Genomic DNA, 17,129 nt, shown 5'->3' with positions numbered 1-17,129 from the left:
TCTCAATTATCTGAAATCAATAATGGCATCACGTCTCAAATCACGTAAATGACGTGTCGCAAAAAGCTGTAAGCGACTGTTCGTCATATTGGCTAACATAGCATCAAAGTCAGGGACGTTAACTTCAGGTATTCTCTTTTCACATAATACATAAGATACCATTCCATCAGGATCTTCAATGAAATTTGTACCATATCCTATTTCTAATGGTAGTAGACTATTTTTGATCTGATCGGGTAGACTGCCAATTCTATTTATACTGAGTTCATTCGCTTCAACAGCACCTAACTCAGCTCCAATTTCTATAGGTGATTGACATATTTTTTCTGATCCAAAATGAGTGGACAATTTCTGAAAAGTATTATTTTGTGCGAGTTCTTCTTCCGTAGATTCAAACAGAAAAAATTTAACATTAATTATTGTGTCATCTTCTGTAATTGTAAGAATTTGTGACTTATCAGTAACTTGTAAGATATATATACCATCTTCAGTTTCGACAGGTTGAGAAATTTCACCTTTTTCCATTGTTACAATTTTCTCTCTAACTTCCACTGGTAAGTTTTCTTCCATTACTAGGCCCATGTCACCACCTACTGCGGCAGTGGACGATTGAGAAAACTGTTGAGCTAGAGCGGTAAATGGCACACCAGATTGTAATTGTTCGTAAATTGTATTGGCCGTTGCAAGACTTTCCTGTCTGCGGGCGTTATCAGTAACGAGGATAAAAATCTCACTGACTTGATATTGAAATTTCCCTTTGTTACTTTCTAATGATTCAATGGCATTATATACTTCATCATCAGTAATGTTTACTTGAGGCTTTAACAAGCCTTGAACGATACCTTGCCAAGAAAGTGAACCGTTAATTTGTTGGATTAAAGATTGTTTTTGTATCCCTGCAAGAGATAGTTGTTCTTCAAGTGCTTCAGCACTTAAACCTAATTGATTAGCATAATTGGCAAATGAATCTTCAAGTTCAGCCGTTGACATTCTGACTTCAAATTCTTCCGATTCTTGAACTTTTAAACGATCATCAATAAGGGCATTCATTGCTTGTCTTTGTAAAACCTGCATTTGTTCTGGTGATATTTGGTTCTGTCCAGTAAACAAGGCAAGCAATAGTGCTCTCTGGTTTAAATCATATAATGAGATAACGTCATCATTAACGAGTGCTACAATTTGCTGGATATCATCAAGATCTTGTTGTGTTTGTGCCATTAATGTTGCTTTTGAAGCCAGGAAAGTACTGCAAAAAACTATCATTATTCTCATACTAATATTTCGACAAATTTTAAAAACCATGACTATTTAAATATCCTTATAGACATAAATAATATTTTAAAGATCTTCTTATATATCTAAATGAAATTTTGATCCATAATTATGTTCATTTTATGTCAAATAAACCATAATTATCCTAAGTTTTTCAAAACAATTTTGAAGAATATGATATTTGAGGGTGCAATATCACGATCCGAAGTAAAACGTCTTTCATAAGTAAGGCCAAATTCAAGACAATCATCTTGATAAAAAATACCAGCATCATATGAAATTGTTTTATCATTTAATAAGTTCCTAACCCAAGAACCACGAGCAGACCATTTTTCATCAAAGTTGACATTTAGTCCAGTCCCAATCTCACGTCTATTTTCTAGTTCAGTGCCGACAAGTTGATTGTTATCGTTTAAATCTAAGTCTAAATACCTCAGTGATGCTTTGAGCCATTTTGGCCCTCCTGATAGGATCATTTCATTTCGTCTAAGCGCAAAACTTCTTTTGTCCAATCTAAAGCGATGAACATAATCAATGTATTCTCCTAACGTTAAATCAACACGCCCAACGAAGTCAGAGGCTTTACCTTCATAACCTGAGCCAACAGGAAAGGTTTCCGTATTATTAAGTCTGACACTTTGGCCGATGGTCGCAGTCATATTGATATCATCGGTATAGAGATTATACCTCATACCAAAGTTTACACGAGTACCACCTTCCCAGCGGTCATAACCATTAAAACGATTATGGCTAAAGAGATTGTTTTCATCAAATTCGAAATTACGACTGTCTTCGTTAGTGAAATTAACCACATTTTCTGGTAAATTAGGTTTTGTTGGTGCCACGATAATAGAGAACATTGGCTCAATAACTTGACTGGTTGTCTCGCCAGATTTTAAGAATGGCAGGCGCCAATCCAAAGCAAGTTTCGGCAATAATCGTGAATGTGTGCCATCTATTCCTGCATATTGTGGGAAATCTGGAAATTCTGTATTACTATTATTATAAAGATCACTTCTGACTGTCGCGGAAATATTATAAAAGTCCCCCAATGATGATTGAAAAGGAATTTCCCAACCAGCTTTTGCACTAAAACGTCTGCTACGCATACCTTTATTACGGTAAATTTGAATGCCGCTCGCATCAAATGTCACTCTACTATTAAGAAAGCCAGTATCTTGGTTCATGTTCAATGCAAATGAAGGAAGTGCTTGAGGCGTAAAATCTATATTGTCTTCTCTATCCAACCCTTGAAATAAATAAGTACCAAAAGTGGCATAATTTTTATCCCAAAATCGTTCTATTTTTGCATGGCTTTCAAGTACGTCTGTATTATCGCTATAATATCGTCTTAAATAAGTATCATCAGAAACCCAATTTGCAGCATAGTCCCACTGCCAATCACCACCAAGACTATCGAGGCTGGTTAAATCAAATTCGCCAGCTGAAAAAATATGTCCTCTTAACTCGCGGTCTCCGGTTTTAATGAAATTATTATCTCTTTCATTTACGTTTGCGAATGAAGCAGTGGTTGTAAAAATGCCATTTCCTACATGCTTTCTATGAGTTCCGGCGAAAACAATGCCCTCGCGACTTGTTATAATAGGCTCAAATGTAAAATCTTGTGATTGGCTGATATCAAAAAAGTATGGGACAGAGATATAAGCGCCAAGTTCTGTTGAATTACCTAATCTAGTAGGGGGTAGCAATCCGGATCTTGAGCGTACTGAAGGATCAGGATGTGCAAGATATGGTGAATAAAGAATTGGAATGCCAGCAACTTCAAGCCTAACATTTTTGTATCGGATCGTTTTTTCATCGCTGTCATGAGTGATTTCATCAGCTTTAATATGCCATGTCGGATTTTCTTTGCCAGGTTCCAAACAAAATTCACAAGGCGAATAAATCGCATTTTGCAATATTGTTAATTGGCCTTTGCGCTCTCCGGTTCTTGCTATTAATTTTGATCCGTCTGTGAAAATGACACGGGTGTTGTTAATAAAACCTTCTTTTAAGTCGCCGTTTAAATTTGCATTTTCCGTATAAAGGATATTACCGGAAGCTTCATTTATTGTAATACCACCTTCAGCGCTTACTTCACCTGATGTGGCATTATATATGACTTTATCTGCTTTTAACGAATTGCCGTTTTGATTTAGGATTACATTGCCGCTGGCGGTGATTATATTGTTTTCTTGGTCATATATGACTTTATCAGCTGCGAACTCTATTTGTTTATTTTCGGTCAGTAAATTTTGCGCAGATGCAGTCGTCAGACATGCATAAGCACCAATAAAAGCTAAGACCAATATTTTTAGAGTTTTAATCATGGGCTTTAATTACATATTTTTTTTACGATGGTACAGCGAATAAAATTAAAATCCACAATATTGTTACCTATTTCACTTGATTAGCGACTATTCTCACCTTATCTCTTAAACTAATGAATCGCTATAAAATGCAAGCTAGACGAAATTGAGGCAAAAATGAAAATAACAATTAACGAAATTAATGGCGAATATACAAACATTGAAGGGGCATTGGTTGTCTTTTCTCCTAAGAATAAAGAGGGTTATGAATTTCGTCCTCCTGCCGCTCAGCTTGATGAAGCAATGAATGGTGCCCTTAAAAAAGCGGCTGATACCTCCAATTTTAAAGGGTCATTCGGCCAAATGGTCGAAGTATTGGCGCCAACGGGTGTTGCTGCAAGCAGAATTCTATTGGTTGGCCTTGGTGACATGGAAAAAGTAACACCGCTTCTCTCGGAACGACTTGGTGGAAAGATTATAAATAAACTTATTTATTCCAATGAAAAGAAAGTCACAATTGTTAAAGGTCAGCTGGCTTCTCACGCGGCGATGGGCGTTTTATTGCGCCAATATAAATTTGATAAATATTATACCACCGAGAAAAACGTTAAAAAACCGTCCGTTGAAGCCGTGGAGTTTTTGACTCACAAGGCAGATTTAGCCGATGAAGAATTTAAAGAGTTTGAAAAAATTGCAGATGGCGTGATCTGGGCGCGTGATTTAGTTACAGAACCCGGCAACGTGATATATCCGGAAAGTTATGCAGCACAAATCGAAGATTTGACCAAACTTGGTATCGAGGTTGAAATTTTAGACGAAGATAAAATGGAAGAGCTCGGAATGGAATCTCTTCTTGGTGTTGGTCAAGGGAGCGCAAGTTCATCATTAATGGTTATAATGCGTTGGAATGGCTCCGCAAAAAAAGACGAAGCACCAGTTGCCTTTATTGGTAAAGGTGTCACATTTGATACGGGGGGTATATCCCTTAAACCTGGCGCAGGCATGGGCGATATGAAATTTGATATGGGTGGTTCTGCTTCGGTTGTTGGTGCAATGAAGGCAATCGCCGGAAGAAAAGCAAAAGCAAACGTGGTTGGTGTTGTTGGACTTGTGGAAAATATGCCGTCAAGCACAGCACAACGCCCTGGCGATGTTGTGGGAACCATGTCGGGACAAACCATTGAAGTTCTTAACACGGACGCCGAAGGGCGCCTCGTACTTGCGGATTGTCTTTGGTATACACAAGATACTCATAAGCCAAAATTTATGGTTGATCTTGCGACCTTAACTGGTGCGATGATGGTGGCGCTTGGTCAGGAATATGCAGGTATGTTCTCAAATAGTGATGAATTATGTGAAATGCTTAATAAAGCAGGACAAGATGTCGATGAATTATTATGGCGCATGCCAATCGGTGATGCTTACGATAAAATGATCAATTCTGATATTGCTGATATGAAAAATATTGGCGGTAAATATGCCGGAAGCATCACGGCCGCGCAATTCCTGCATCGGTTCGTCAATGACGTGCCGTGGGCTCATTTGGATATTGCCGGGACGGCATGGCGTCAAAAACCGTCCGATGTCGCGGAAAAAGGGGCGACCGGATATGGTGTTCGTCTGCTTGATCGCCTCGTAAAAGATAACTTTGAAGATTAAGCAAAGATCAAACAATGGAAATAAGCTTTTATCATCTAACCCTTCAACCACTTGGTGTTGCGCTTCCTAAACTTTTATCAAAAGTGCGGGAAGCGGATATGAAGGCCGTGATAAAAGTACCGAGTGCCGTTGAAATGGATGATATCGATCAAATGTTATGGACGTTTGATAAAGGAAGCTTTCTCGCCCATGATACGGAAAAAAGCAAGCACCCCGAAGATCAACCCATTTATATCACCACAAATGATGATAACCCTGCGAGCGCAGATGTGCTCGTTTTAACGGACGGGGCCACATGTGAAATGCTTGATGGTTATAAACGTGTTCTTGAAATGTTTGATGGTAATAACCCAACGGCGGTGGAAGAAGCCCGCGGCCGTTGGAGTAAATATAAAACTGACGGACATGATCTAACTTATTGGCAGCAAACGGAAACCGGTGGCTGGACTAAAAAGGCCTAGGCGTTTATTTTTTCTTCCAATGACATCCATAGCTCTTCAACTTTTTCAAGTTTGGTTTCAAGATCAGCCTTTTCTTTGGTAAATTGTCTTAAAGCCTTGGCCGCATTTGGATCTTTTTGATTATAAAGCTTAGGATTTGTTAGTGCCTTATTATATTTTTTAATTTCTTTGGTTAAAAATTCAACCTGTTTTTCCGCTTCCTTATGATCGGCGCGCATTTTTTTAAGTTCAACATCGCCCGTCTTCTTTTGCGGTTTAACGGATTTTTCTTTTTTCTCTTTTTTGGGTGCGCCTACTTTTTTCGTCAGCACTAATTTCTTATAGTCATTCAAATCACCATCAAAATTTGAAATCGTGCCTTTATCAACGACCATGATGCGGTCGGCGCAAGCTTCAACCAAATAACTATCATGGCTGATCAGGATAACCGCGCCTTCATATTCATTGATGGCGTGGATCAATGATTGTCGGCTATCCATATCCAAATGGTTGGTTGGTTCATCAAGAATAATCATCTGCGGCGCATTAAAGCTCATAAGCGCGAATAAAAGACGCGCTTTTTCACCGCCAGAAAGGGTCGAAATTTTATTATCGGCTTTATCAACACCAAAACCAAAAGCGCCAAGGCGGGCACGAACTTGAGTGGTCGTTTTTCCCTTCATCAATTCCACAAGATGGGTAAGGGGGGTGCCATTTGGGTCAAGCTCATCGGTTTGATGCTGTGCGAAATAACCAATACCTAATTTGCGTGACCTTACGATTGAGCCATCCATCGCTTTTAATCGGTCCGATAAAAGTTTTGCAAAAGTTGATTTACCGTTACCATTTTGACCAAGAAGCGCAATACGGTCTTCCATATCAATGCGTAAGGATAGGTTTCTTAAAATCGGTTTGCCTTCTTCGTAACCGACCGCAAGTTTATCCATTGTGATCAGTGGCGGGGCAAGTTCTGCCGGATTTGGAAAATTAAATTGCACGGTGTGCTCTTCAGCAAGTGCCGCAAGCGGTTCCATCCGTTCTAACATTTTAAGGCGGCTTTGGGCTTGTTTTGCTTTGCTGGCTTTATAGCGGAAACGGTCGACATATTTCTGAATATGTTCACGTTCTGCGGTTTGTTTTTTTATCGCTGCGCGTTGAAGTTCCCGTTGCTCACGATATGTTTTTTCAAATTTTTCGAAATTACCACCATAAAAGGTAAGCTTTTTTTGTTCCAAATGAACAATCGCACTTGTTGAACTATTGAGTAAGTCACGGTCATGGCTAATGATCAGGATAGTATAAGGGTAATTCCTGATAAAGTTTTCAAGCCAAAGTACCCCTTCAAGATCAAGATAGTTTGTCGGTTCATCAAGAAGCAGTAAATCAGGTTGCGTGAAGAGCGTACACGCAAGGGCGACACGCATGCGCCACCCGCCGGAAAATTCGCTGCACGCACGTCTTTGTGCCGCATCATCAAATCCAAGTCCGGAAAGAATGCTGGCCGCGCGGGCTTCTGCTTCGTAGGCGCCGATATCGGCTAGTCGTTCATGAATGGCGGCTATGCGGTCTGGATCTTGGCACGTTTCGGCCTCTGCGTTTAAGGCATTCATTTCTTTATGTGACGTAAGCACCGTTTCAAGCAGGGTTTCCGGGCCACCCGGTGCTTCTTGTGCAACTTGACCGACAACCGCGTTTTTGCGGACGCGGATGTTGCCGTCGTCGCTTTCCAATTCACCCAAAATCAATTTATAAAGCGTGGTTTTACCGGCACCATTTTTGCCGACAATGCCGATTTTATGGCCGTCGGGGACAGTGACGCTTGCATTATCCAGTAATAATTTTCCGGCAATGCGGTATGTGAGGTCGGTAATTTGTAACATGCATGGGGTTTTAACAGAACGTGTTAAAAAAACAATCACAAATAAATCATTGCAGTTTGCCCCAATTCGCACTATAACGCGCGCCAACAGCTAAGTAATTAATTTCAAGGAAATAAAAATGGCTCTACAACGTACATTTTCTATCATCAAGCCTGATGCGACTAAACGCAACTTAACAGGCGCAATTACAAAAATGCTTGAAGACGGCGGCCTACGTGTTGTGGCTTCAAAGCGTGTAAAACTTTCTCGTGAAAAAGCAGAAGGTTTCTATGCCGTTCATAAAGAGCGTCCATTCTTCGGTGAACTTGTTGAATTCATGATGTCTGAGCCAGTTGTGGTTCAAGTATTAGAAGGCGAAGATGCCGTTGCCCGTAACCGCGAAATCATGGGTGCAACAAACCCAGAAGAAGCCGCAGAAGGTACAATCCGCAAAACACACGCGATTGATATCGGTGAAAATTCCGTTCACGGTTCAGACAGCCTTGAAAACGCAAAAATCGAAATCGAATATTTCTTCAACGACGCCCAGATCGTTGGTTAATTCGATTTAAGATATAAATTGATTTGAAAAGCCGTTTGCAGAAATGCGAGCGGCTTTTTTTATGTCTTAACACTATTTTTATCTTTAAAATTAATAATGACTGACGAATTTAAAGCGGTATGGCAGAAATAATGGGGGAAGACATGCAAAATTTAATGATTAAGCATCAGAAATTATTGATTTTCTTAGGTATCATTGCATTCTTTTATGTAAGTTATAAAATAGCTTACCCTAGCTATGCTTGGAATCAAAAACTAACAGTCGAAGTTGAAACGCCAGAAGGGGTTGTTATTGGATCGTCCGTTGTGGCTGTTAAATGGCGTCAATATCCTGATGTTTGGCAAGAAATTCGATCCGTTAGAGATTCACATGAAGGTGAGGCTAGTATAATAGAACTTCCAAATGGTAAATATTTATTTGTATTGCTTTCAAACGCTACGCCATCGCTTGCATTGCACGTCTTTGCAACTTCGAAGGTTGGGTCTGGAATGGACTCAAGAATAGTGCCAGCAAGTGAAGTTAATTCACATAAAGGCGAAATTAAATCTATACCTAGAGTACATTATCCACTTTTTGTGACTTTTGACGATCTTGATGATCCGGCTTCTGTGAAGCGGGTTGATCCAGATGATCTTGAAGCGAGTTTCGGGGAGGGGTATAGCCTTAAAAGCGCCACCTTAGAAATTACAGATGAAGAAATTACGGAAGGAAGGATTGTTGATTTATTACCTTGGTTTAATTGGCCCAGACAAAAATCATTAGAATATGGAGGAGGTTCAAATCCTTTAAAGATGCCAAACGATAGTCCTAGAGGTTATCAATCATTAAGTAAATTAGAGTTCAGAAGGGCCTTGTAATTTCTACTCTGCCTTCGGATTAACGCACATTAAATTTTCATAATCGGCATCGCGGATGGTGACTTTGTTGCCGACGACGCGGACACGCCCTTCGGCGACCAGTTTTAACGCTTGGGGATAGATAATATGTTCTTGTGAAAGGATACGCTCTGCAAGGCTATCTGCGCCTTCGTCAGGGTTAATGGCAACTACCGCTTGGGTAATGATCGGGCCATCATCCAGTTCCGGATTAACGAAATGAACGGTGCATCCGGTGAAACGCACACCCGCTTCGATGGCGCGTTCATGTGTATGAAGCCCTTTAAAGCTCGGTAATAATGACGGATGAATATTCAGCATGCGATTGCGCCAGCGATTGACGAAGCGCGCATCTAAGATACGCATAAACCCGGCAAGGCAGATAAGCTTCGCACCGCATTCATTTAAGGCTTCGTCGAGTTGATCATCATATGTTTCCCGGTCCGGATAGTCGCGGTGGTTGATGACTTTTGTCGGAATGCCTGCTTTTTCGGCGCGTTCCAACCCTTTGGCATCCGGGTTATTGGATATCACCAAAACAATGCGCGCCGGAAAATCATCACGGGCGCAATTATCGATCAATGCTTGAAGGTTTGTACCGCTACCTGAAATAAGAACTGCGACATCAATCATTGATTTTAATCCTAATGTGCTGATTTCGCGGTCCAGGCATCGGGATATCCCCAACTGCCAGCAGATCCGTTAACGGTTGTTGATGGCTCTTGCGCCTTTTTCGCGCGTACCGTGCCAATATGATAAACCGTTTCACCGTGATCCTCAAAAATTTTGGTGGCTTCAGCGACTTTATCCGCCGGAACAATCACGGCCATGCCGATACCACAGTTAAATGTTTTCGCCATTTCAAGCGGAGTAATGTTGCCAGTTACACGTAACCAGTCAAACACGGGTGGCAGTGTCCAGCCGCTCGCGTCAACATCAACGGTGACGCCGTCAGGTAAGACGCGCGGAATATTTTCAACAAATCCGCCGCCCGTTATGTGGCTAAGACCTTTAACGCAGTCCGCTTTTAAGGCGGCGAGGCAGCTTTTTACATATATTTTTGTGGGCTCAAGCAATGCTTCGCCCATTGTTTTGCCATCTTCGAAGGTGCAGGGGGCGTTATAGTCGCCGCCGGATACCTCAACCAGTTTACGAACCAGTGAAAATCCGTTTGAATGAACACCGCTTGACGCAAGGCCGAGGACAACGTCCCCTTCGCCGACGGATTTGCCGTCAATGACGCGGGACCGTTCAACGGCACCCACACAAAAACCAGCAAGATCATAGTCACCATCTGAATACATGCCCGGCATTTCGGCGGTTTCGCCGCCAATAAGCGCGGCATTTGATTGACGGCAACCTTCAGCGATGCCTTCAATGATGGCTTTGCCAACTTCGATGGTTAAATGCCCGGTGGCATAATAATCAAGGAAGAAGAGGGGCTCCGCCCCCTGTACGATCAAATCATTGACGCACATGGCCACAAGATCAATACCCACGGTGTCATGTTTGCCGCTTTCGATCGCGACTTTTAATTTTGTGCCGACACCGTCCGTACCGGACACGAGGATAGGATCTTCAAACCCTGCGGCTTTAAGGTCAAAAAGGGCACCAAACCCGCCAAGTCCCGCATCGCAACCGGATCTTTTGGTGGAGGCGGCGGCCGGTTTAATCGCATCGACAAGGGCATTACCCGCGTCAATATCAACGCCGACATCTTTATAACTGTAGGATTTATCTTGATCAGACAATTTGAATGTACTTTCCTCTTTAAAAATAATAGATACAGATATAAGCATAAACAGGGTAAAAGGCTATAAAAATTTACATATTTTGCAATATCAATTTAATGCAATGAAAGCGTCATATAGCTGCGCTATAAGGCTTGCCATAGTGCTGCCTAGATGCCATATTATGATCAAGTCAACTTGAATGATTAATGAGTATATAAATTGACAATAAATTATTTAAATATAAAAATTTATGTTATTTTTTTAATGTGTTGCATTAGCTTTTTAATGTTGACGGCAAATCAGGCAAATGCGCAAAATGGCTTTGCGGATATAAACCGCGAAGCGGATATTTATACAATTTACAACATGGAAGTCGATGAAACGTCGAGAAATGTTGCGACCGCGCGTGATCGCGCCCTTCGCAAAGGGCAGCGCGAATCCTTGATGCGTTTATTTCGCCGTATGATCCTGACAACGGACATGGATAGATTGCCGGAATTTAGCGATCTTGATGTTCAGGATTATGTTAATGGTTTTGAAATTAATAATGAACGACGTTCAAGTGTGCGTTATATTGCGTCGCTTGTGGTGCATTTCAATCGCGATAAAATTAATGATGTGCTTAGTAATAATCAAATCCCTTATGCGGAAACGCTTGGCCGCGCGGTAAGCGTATTGCCTGTCTTTGAAGAGGGTGGCACATTACGATTATGGGAAAAAGACAATCTTTGGCGTGAGGCTTGGCAAAATTATGACATGACAAATAACCTTGTACCCGTTGATACGCCAGCACCGACCCTTAAAAATCGTTTTTATATCAGTGCGCTACAGGCAAAAAATGATGATCAACGCTCTATTGCGTCTTTCATTGAGAAAAGCGCACTAAACGAATTGATAATTGCGGTTGCGAATTTAAGAAAAAGTGCTTCCGGTGATAAAATATCACTTGATATTCATCTTAAGCAAAATAGCTTGGTTGAAGAAGCCTATTATGAACCGAAAACATTATCTGTGACTTTACCCGCCTATGATGAAACAGGGAAAAGTAATCTTGAAGCGCTATATATGGCGGGTGTGGACGCCGCTAGCGGTTGGGTTGATGACTTATGGAAAATGCAGGTTTTGGTCAATTACGGTATTTCATCGAAAATAGCTGTGCGTGGTGATCTTGAAAAAATCAATGATTGGGTGATCATGCAAAGACAGCTTGAAAAAGTGAATTTGGTTAAAAAAGTTGACCTTAAAAGCTTAAATATTGAAACGGTTGATCTGGAAATTGAATTTTCGGGTGAAGCGGAACAGCTCGTACTTTCACTTGCGCAACAAGGGGTTAGACTTTCCCAAAATGAAGAAACAGAAAATTGGGAAATCGGTTTAACAAATGTTGCAACGTCAGGAAGGTTTAATTAGTGGCAAAGGGGGCACCGAAAGATCCGGAACAGCTTTTACTGGAGTTGCCCATCAAAGAGGCGCTCGCGGAAGAGGATTTTTTACCATCAAAATCAAATGAAGAAGCCGTTTCCTGGATCGGGAACTGGCCCAATTGGAATGGCGGGCATTGTTTAATCCTTTATGGGCCAACGGGGTGCGGTAAAACGCATTTATGTCATGTGTGGCAAAAAATGACGGGTGCACAAGTTATTAAACTTGATCAACTTCAATCATTTGATTTTACCAGCAATGAAAATTTTCTCATTATCATTGAAGATGTGCTTGAAAATCTTGAAAATCAGCAATCCCAAGAAAATTTACTTCATCTTTATAATTGGGTGATGGAACATGGCGGTTATTTGCTGCTTACATCAATTGAACATCCAAAAAAATGGAGTATCGATCTTGCTGATTTATCATCACGTTTATTGGCCGCAAATGCGGTTAAGATCAAAGAGCCCGATGATGAGCTTTTAAAAGCAGTGATAGTAAAACAATTTGCCGATCGGCAGGTTAAGATTTCTGAAAAGGTATTGAAGTATATTATGAAAAATACGGAGAGGTCTTTTTCTGCTATAAGGGATCTGGTTGCTGATGTTGATGAAATTTCATTGATAGAAAAAAAGAAAATCACAAGTGCAATAGTTAAAAGAGCATTGGGCGAGAAAGTTGAAAAATAAGATGAGTGTAGAAGATTTTGATATTTCAAAAAGAATGATTAATAGAGAAACTTCTTGGCTTGCATTTAATAAGCGCGTGATGGAACAATCATCTAATAAAAATTTCCCGCTTTTAGAAAGGTTACGTTTTCTTTCCATTTCTGGTAGTAATATTGATGAGTTTTATATGGTTCGTGTCGCAGGATTGCGCGGACTTGTTAAAGCGAATAAAGAAATGGTGAGTGATGATGGTTTATCACCTTCCGAGCAGCTCGCGAGCATAAATGAATTGGCTGTTGAACTTGTAGAAAAACAACAACAAGAATGTAGAAACCTTTTAGAAGAATTAAAAAACAATGATTTAAACCTTCTTGAGGTTGATGAAATTACAGATACTGAAATGATATGGCTTGAAAAATATTTTCTTGAAAATGTTTTTCCAATTTTAACACCGCTTGCAATTGATTTAGCCCACCCATTTCCTTTTATTCCTAACCTTGGTTTTTCATTGATTGTAGACTTGCGAAGAAATGTTGATAAAAAAGCGCTTTTGGCGCTCATTCCTATCCCCGCACAAACGAAACGTTTTATCAGATTGCCGGATAATGGACTTGAAATACGTTTTATCTCTCTTGAAAGCCTTTTAAGTATTTTTGTGAAACTTATTTTTCCAAGTTATAAATTAAAAGGCGAGGGTGTTTTCAGAATTATCCGTGATAGTGAACTTGAAGTTGAAGAAAAGGCTGAAGATTTGGTTCTGGTTTTTGAAAGTGCGTTAAAAAGACGCCGGCGTGGAAATGTTGTTCGACTTGAAGTGAATAAAAGTATGCCTAAAAATTTACGCCGTATTATCCGTAAAGAATTGGATGTGCGTAAAGAGGAAATAATTGATGTAGAAGGGATACTCGGCCTATCTGAGCTTAGTGATCTAATCGTTGATGACCGAAAAGATTTAACCTTTAAGCCTTTTAGTCCTCGTTTCCCAAGTCGGGTAAAAGAATTTAATGGTGATATATTTGCCGCAATTAATCAAAAAGACTTCGTGGTCCATCATCCGTTTGAAAGTTTTGATGTGGTTGTAAGCTTTATTCAACAAGCTGCCGCTGATGAGAATGTTTTGGCGATTAAACAGACACTTTATCGTACCGGTGATAATAGTCCAATCGTAGAAGCATTAATCAAAGCTGCTGAATCGGGTAAATCTGTGACCGCACTCGTTGAATTAAAGGCACGTTTTGATGAAGCAAGAAACATCAAATGGGCACAGGATATGGAACGAGCAGGGGTTCAGGTTGTTTTTGGCTTTCTGGAACTTAAAACCCATGCAAAGATTTCTGTAGTGATTAGAAGAGAAGAGGAGGGATTAAAATCCTATCTTCATTTTGGCACAGGAAATTATCATCCGCAAACTGCAAAAGTTTATACTGATGCATCATTTTTTACAGATAATAAGGCATTAGGGCAAGATGCGGTACACATATTCAATTATTTAACGGGGAACATGGTACCACAATCACTTCAAAAAATTGCCATTTCGCCTAAAGGGATCAGAAAGCAATTAATGCAAATGATTGATAAGGAAATTGAATTCGCAAAAAATGGAAAGCCAGCAAATATGTGGTTTAAATTAAACGCTTTAGTTGATCCAATCATTATTGATAAATTATATGAGGCTTCGATTGCAGGTGTTTCTATTGACATGGTTGTGCGTGGGATTTGTTGTTTAAGACCCGGCGTTAAAGAATTGTCAGAAAACATTAGAGTGAAAAGTATAGTAGGACGATTTTTAGAGCATGCAAGAATTGTGTGTTTTGGTAATGGGCATCAATTGCCATCCCCAAAAGCGAAAGTTTTCATTTCTTCGGCAGATTGGATGCCGCGTAATTTTGATCGTCGCGTTGAAGTATTAGTAGCAATTGAAAACCCAACAGTTCATTCGCAAATTCTTGATCAAATTATGGTTTCAAATATGAAAGACACTATGCAAAGCTGGTTATTAAAAGAAGATGGTACATATGATAAAGTTAATGAACTTGAAGAAGCGTTCTCAGCGCACGAATATTTCATGACTAATCCTAGTCTTTCCGGCGTAGGGACGGTAAATAAAGAAGACAAAGACTAACGAGTAAATAAAAAGTAGGGAAGAAATCTTTGGGAAAGTTTGCCATAATTGATATCGGATCAAATACGGTTCGATTGGTTGTATATGAAAACCGTGAACGCGCACCATATGTGGTTTTTAACGAAAAGGTTTTCTGTGGCCTTGGTCGTGGTGTTGCTGAAACGGGTAATATGATCGATGAAGCAATGGAACTCTCTGAAAAAACGTTGAAACGTTTTTCAATGTTGATTGTGAAAATGGGAATTGATGATCCACGAATAATTGCAACATCAGCGGTAAGGGATGCGAAAAACGGCCCGAAATTTGTTGAACGCATTAAAGATTACACTGGACTTTCAATTGAAGTTATCAAAGGTACTGAAGAAGCAAGGCTTTCTGCGAATGGCGTGATTTGTGCAGTACCGCACGCTTCAGGTGTAATGGCTGACCTTGGTGGTGGTAGTCTTGAACTGGCGACCATTAAAGACCGTAACGTTAATAATGAATGTACGCTACCAATTGGTCCTCTTAGACTTCAAGATCAAGAAGGCAAATGGTTTGATAACCCTAAAAGAATGGTAAAAAAGAATTTAGCTGAAATTAATTGGTTATCTGAAAACAAAGGCCAGAAGTTTTATGCCGTTGGTGGTGCGTGGCGCTCACTTGCGCGTATTCATATGGATATGATCGATTATCCACATATAAATATGCACAATTATATCATTCCTGTGAATGAAATAATGTCGCTGGCTAAAAAAGTTTCAAAAATGCGTTTAGTTGAAGTTTATCAATACCGTGGATTAATATCGGAAAAACGGGCAAAGATTATCTCGCTTGCATCGTTAACGCTATATCATCTTCTTAAAAATTTAAAATCATCAAAATTTGTTGTATCCGGTTTCGGTGTTCGAGAAGGGGTGCTTTATGATGGTATGAGTGATGAAGTCCGCACACAAGATCCGCTTATCGTTGGTTGTCATCAAGTTGCAGAAATGACAGGTCGTTTTCCCGAACATGGACAAAGGCTTTATAATTGGATTGATCCGTTATTTGATAATGAATCCGATGAACAAAAAAGACTACGTTTAGCAATTTGTATATTGAGTGATGTCGGTTGGCGCGGTCATCCAGAGTACCGGGCAGATAAAGTGGTTGGTGAAGTTTTATATGGTCGTTTCGGGGGCATTAATCACTGGGGGGTTGGACTAATCTCAATGGCTTTATATACATGTTATGGAGGTTCAAGACAATATAGTGATCAAGTTGAAGTAGCAGCATCTTTAATTAACAAGTATGACTTAGATTATGCCCGTAAAATCGGCATGGCACTAAGGTTGGCGCAAAGATTGTCTGCGGGTACGGAACGCGGATTGAAGATTGCAAAATTAGACGTTAATGAAGATACTCTATTACTCAGAATTAATAGAGAAAAGAAAGATATTACGAATGATGTGGTCATTAAGAGACTGGAATCATTAGCAAGAAGTTTTGATTTAGACCCAAAGGTCACTCATAAATAATTATTCTTCGCCTTCGCGTAATGCGCGGCTAGGAACCCAGCAATACCCATCCGGATCGAGAATATAGCACTCTCTTAAACCGTGTGGCTTATTAGCGGAACCTGCTAATACTGTATAACCTTTTTCGTTGGCGCGGGCTTCCGCTTTATCGGGATCAAGATCATATAGTCGTAGTTCAATACCTTGACCACGACCTTCAACACCCTTAACAAACCCAGCAAGCGGGTTACTATGATATGTACTATCAGCGTGGAGCATCCAAATTGCTCCGCTTCTTTGCACAACGGCAAAACCTTCGCTCGCGTTTATAATTGTTGCATGGAGAATTTCTTTTGAAAATTCAAGGGTTGCGTCTAAATCGCTCACTAACAAATTGAAACCCATACCTCGCAATGATTGACCAAATTCAACAGCATCTAGGTCATCTGAAGCCATCATCATACCTTTATTTTCTTGTGCGTTTGCCATTTCGGCCGCTCCAGATAATGCGAGTACCGTTCCAGCACCTGCTTTTATAACGGTGCGTCTTGAATAATCATCTTTCATAAGCTGCTCCTAAATGATGATCATTGTTTTTAATTAGCGTGTCTATACCAAAAGAGAAGCACACGCGCGCCCCGCCCCAATGTCCGCTTTGGGTCGGAAACAGACCTAAGAAAAAATCTATTTCTCAATCGGAAAAACGTAGATTTCGCCATCTTTAATGGCA

General features: G+C 40.3%; 14 protein-coding genes. 8 read left to right on the top strand and 6 right to left on the bottom strand.

What is annotated here, in order from left to right:
• Positions 1 to 6 precede the first annotated feature (6 nt).
• On the bottom strand, positions 7 to 1,218 hold the full coding sequence (locus ACTF6W_RS00320; protein WP_438992543.1) for a peptidylprolyl isomerase: 1,212 nt from the start codon (positions 1,216 to 1,218) through the stop codon (positions 7 to 9).
• Between the two features lie 194 nt (positions 1,219 to 1,412).
• The gene (locus ACTF6W_RS00315; protein ID WP_438992542.1) at positions 1,413 to 3,602 is read right to left on the bottom strand and encodes an LPS-assembly protein LptD; all 2,190 of its coding nucleotides are present in this window, start codon (positions 3,600 to 3,602) and stop codon (positions 1,413 to 1,415) included.
• A gap of 156 nt (positions 3,603 to 3,758) precedes the next feature.
• Between ACTF6W_RS00315 and ACTF6W_RS00310 the strand changes: the two genes are divergently transcribed.
• Positions 3,759 to 5,240, top strand: coding sequence for a leucyl aminopeptidase (locus tag ACTF6W_RS00310; protein ID WP_438992541.1), 1,482 nt, complete (start codon positions 3,759 to 3,761; stop codon positions 5,238 to 5,240).
• Between the two features lie 14 nt (positions 5,241 to 5,254).
• Positions 5,255 to 5,701 carry a DNA polymerase III subunit chi gene (locus ACTF6W_RS00305; RefSeq protein WP_438992540.1) on the top strand — a complete coding sequence of 149 codons (447 nt, stop codon included), beginning with the start codon at positions 5,255 to 5,257 and terminating at the stop codon, positions 5,699 to 5,701.
• Here the strand turns inward: ACTF6W_RS00305 and ACTF6W_RS00300 are convergent.
• Entirely contained in the window at positions 5,698 to 7,599 is a 1,902-nt protein-coding gene (locus tag ACTF6W_RS00300; RefSeq protein ID WP_438992539.1) for an ABC-F family ATP-binding cassette domain-containing protein, read from the bottom strand. The two genes, ACTF6W_RS00305 and ACTF6W_RS00300, sit on opposite strands and share 4 nt — an antisense overlap.
• 79 nt (positions 7,600 to 7,678) lie before the next feature.
• Here ACTF6W_RS00300 and ndk point away from each other — a divergent pair, with 79 nt between their 5' ends.
• Both ndk and ACTF6W_RS00290 read left to right on the top strand, forming a co-directional pair.
• A complete protein-coding gene (gene ndk, locus ACTF6W_RS00295) occupies positions 7,679 to 8,101 on the top strand; it encodes a nucleoside-diphosphate kinase (protein ID WP_438992538.1) in 423 nt (140 codons plus the stop codon).
• A 143-nt stretch (positions 8,102 to 8,244) separates the two neighbouring features.
• Positions 8,245 to 8,958, top strand: coding sequence for a hypothetical protein (locus ACTF6W_RS00290; protein ID WP_438992537.1), 714 nt, complete (start codon positions 8,245 to 8,247; stop codon positions 8,956 to 8,958).
• A gap of 3 nt (positions 8,959 to 8,961) precedes the next feature.
• Here the strand turns inward: ACTF6W_RS00290 and purN are convergent, their stop codons facing one another.
• Both purN and purM read right to left on the bottom strand, forming a co-directional pair.
• Complete coding sequence (purN, locus tag ACTF6W_RS00285; protein ID WP_438992536.1) at positions 8,962 to 9,609, bottom strand: phosphoribosylglycinamide formyltransferase; 648 nt, start codon at positions 9,607 to 9,609, stop codon at positions 8,962 to 8,964.
• 11 nt (positions 9,610 to 9,620) lie between these two features.
• Positions 9,621 to 10,727: a phosphoribosylformylglycinamidine cyclo-ligase gene (gene purM, locus ACTF6W_RS00280; protein WP_438992535.1), complete on the bottom strand. Its 1,107-nt coding sequence runs from the start codon at positions 10,725 to 10,727 to the stop codon at positions 9,621 to 9,623.
• Positions 10,728 to 10,994: 267 nt separating this feature from the next.
• Between purM and ACTF6W_RS00275 the strand changes: the two genes are divergently transcribed.
• From ACTF6W_RS00275 to ACTF6W_RS00260, 4 genes are read left to right on the top strand one after another with little or no spacing between them, the layout of a single operon-like run.
• Positions 10,995 to 12,119, top strand: coding sequence for a DUF2066 domain-containing protein (locus tag ACTF6W_RS00275; protein ID WP_438992534.1), 1,125 nt, complete (start codon positions 10,995 to 10,997; stop codon positions 12,117 to 12,119).
• A complete protein-coding gene (locus ACTF6W_RS00270; protein WP_438992533.1) occupies positions 12,119 to 12,820 on the top strand; it encodes an HdaA/DnaA family protein in 702 nt (233 codons plus the stop codon). Before ACTF6W_RS00275 ends, ACTF6W_RS00270 begins: the two co-directional genes overlap by 1 nt.
• A 1-nt stretch (position 12,821) precedes the next feature.
• A complete protein-coding gene (locus ACTF6W_RS00265; protein WP_438992575.1) occupies positions 12,822 to 14,921 on the top strand; it encodes an RNA degradosome polyphosphate kinase in 2,100 nt (699 codons plus the stop codon).
• Positions 14,922 to 14,950: 29 nt separating this feature from the next.
• Entirely contained in the window at positions 14,951 to 16,420 is a 1,470-nt protein-coding gene (locus tag ACTF6W_RS00260; RefSeq protein WP_438992532.1) for a Ppx/GppA phosphatase family protein, read from the top strand.
• Here ACTF6W_RS00260 and ACTF6W_RS00255 read toward each other — a convergent pair whose 3' ends face one another.
• Positions 16,421 to 16,966 (bottom strand): VOC family protein, encoded by a 546-nt coding sequence (locus ACTF6W_RS00255; RefSeq protein ID WP_438992531.1) that lies wholly within the window; start codon positions 16,964 to 16,966, stop codon positions 16,421 to 16,423.
• Positions 16,967 to 17,129: the final 163 nt, after the last annotated feature.

The sequence above is a fragment of the Pseudemcibacter sp. genome (assembly GCF_965661635.1).
In the GTDB taxonomy this organism is placed as follows: Bacteria; Pseudomonadota; Alphaproteobacteria; order Sphingomonadales; family Emcibacteraceae; genus Pseudemcibacter.
The sequence above is the reverse complement of the archived record's forward strand: the minus strand, read 5'-3'. Positions and strand labels throughout refer to the sequence as shown.

Excerpts from the sequence above, each read along its gene's own strand:
- ACTF6W_RS00310 (WP_438992541.1), top strand. The coding sequence starts at position 3,759 with ATGAAAATAACAATTAACGAAATTAATGGCGAATATACAAACATTGAA.
- ACTF6W_RS00275 (WP_438992534.1), top strand. The coding sequence starts at position 10,995 with ATGTTGACGGCAAATCAGGCAAATGCGCAAAATGGCTTTGCGGATATA.
- ndk (WP_438992538.1), top strand. The coding sequence starts at position 7,679 with ATGGCTCTACAACGTACATTTTCTATCATCAAGCCTGATGCGACTAAA.
- ACTF6W_RS00255 (WP_438992531.1), bottom strand. The coding sequence starts at position 16,966 with ATGAAAGATGATTATTCAAGACGCACCGTTATAAAAGCAGGTGCTGGA.
- purN (WP_438992536.1), bottom strand. The coding sequence starts at position 9,609 with ATGATTGATGTCGCAGTTCTTATTTCAGGTAGCGGTACAAACCTTCAA.
- ACTF6W_RS00315 (WP_438992542.1), bottom strand. The coding sequence starts at position 3,602 with ATGATTAAAACTCTAAAAATATTGGTCTTAGCTTTTATTGGTGCTTAT.
- ACTF6W_RS00265 (WP_438992575.1), top strand. The coding sequence starts at position 12,822 with ATGAGTGTAGAAGATTTTGATATTTCAAAAAGAATGATTAATAGAGAA.
- ACTF6W_RS00305 (WP_438992540.1), top strand. The coding sequence starts at position 5,255 with ATGGAAATAAGCTTTTATCATCTAACCCTTCAACCACTTGGTGTTGCG.
- ACTF6W_RS00320 (WP_438992543.1), bottom strand. The coding sequence starts at position 1,218 with ATGGCACAAACACAACAAGATCTTGATGATATCCAGCAAATTGTAGCA.
- ACTF6W_RS00290 (WP_438992537.1), top strand. The coding sequence starts at position 8,245 with ATGCAAAATTTAATGATTAAGCATCAGAAATTATTGATTTTCTTAGGT.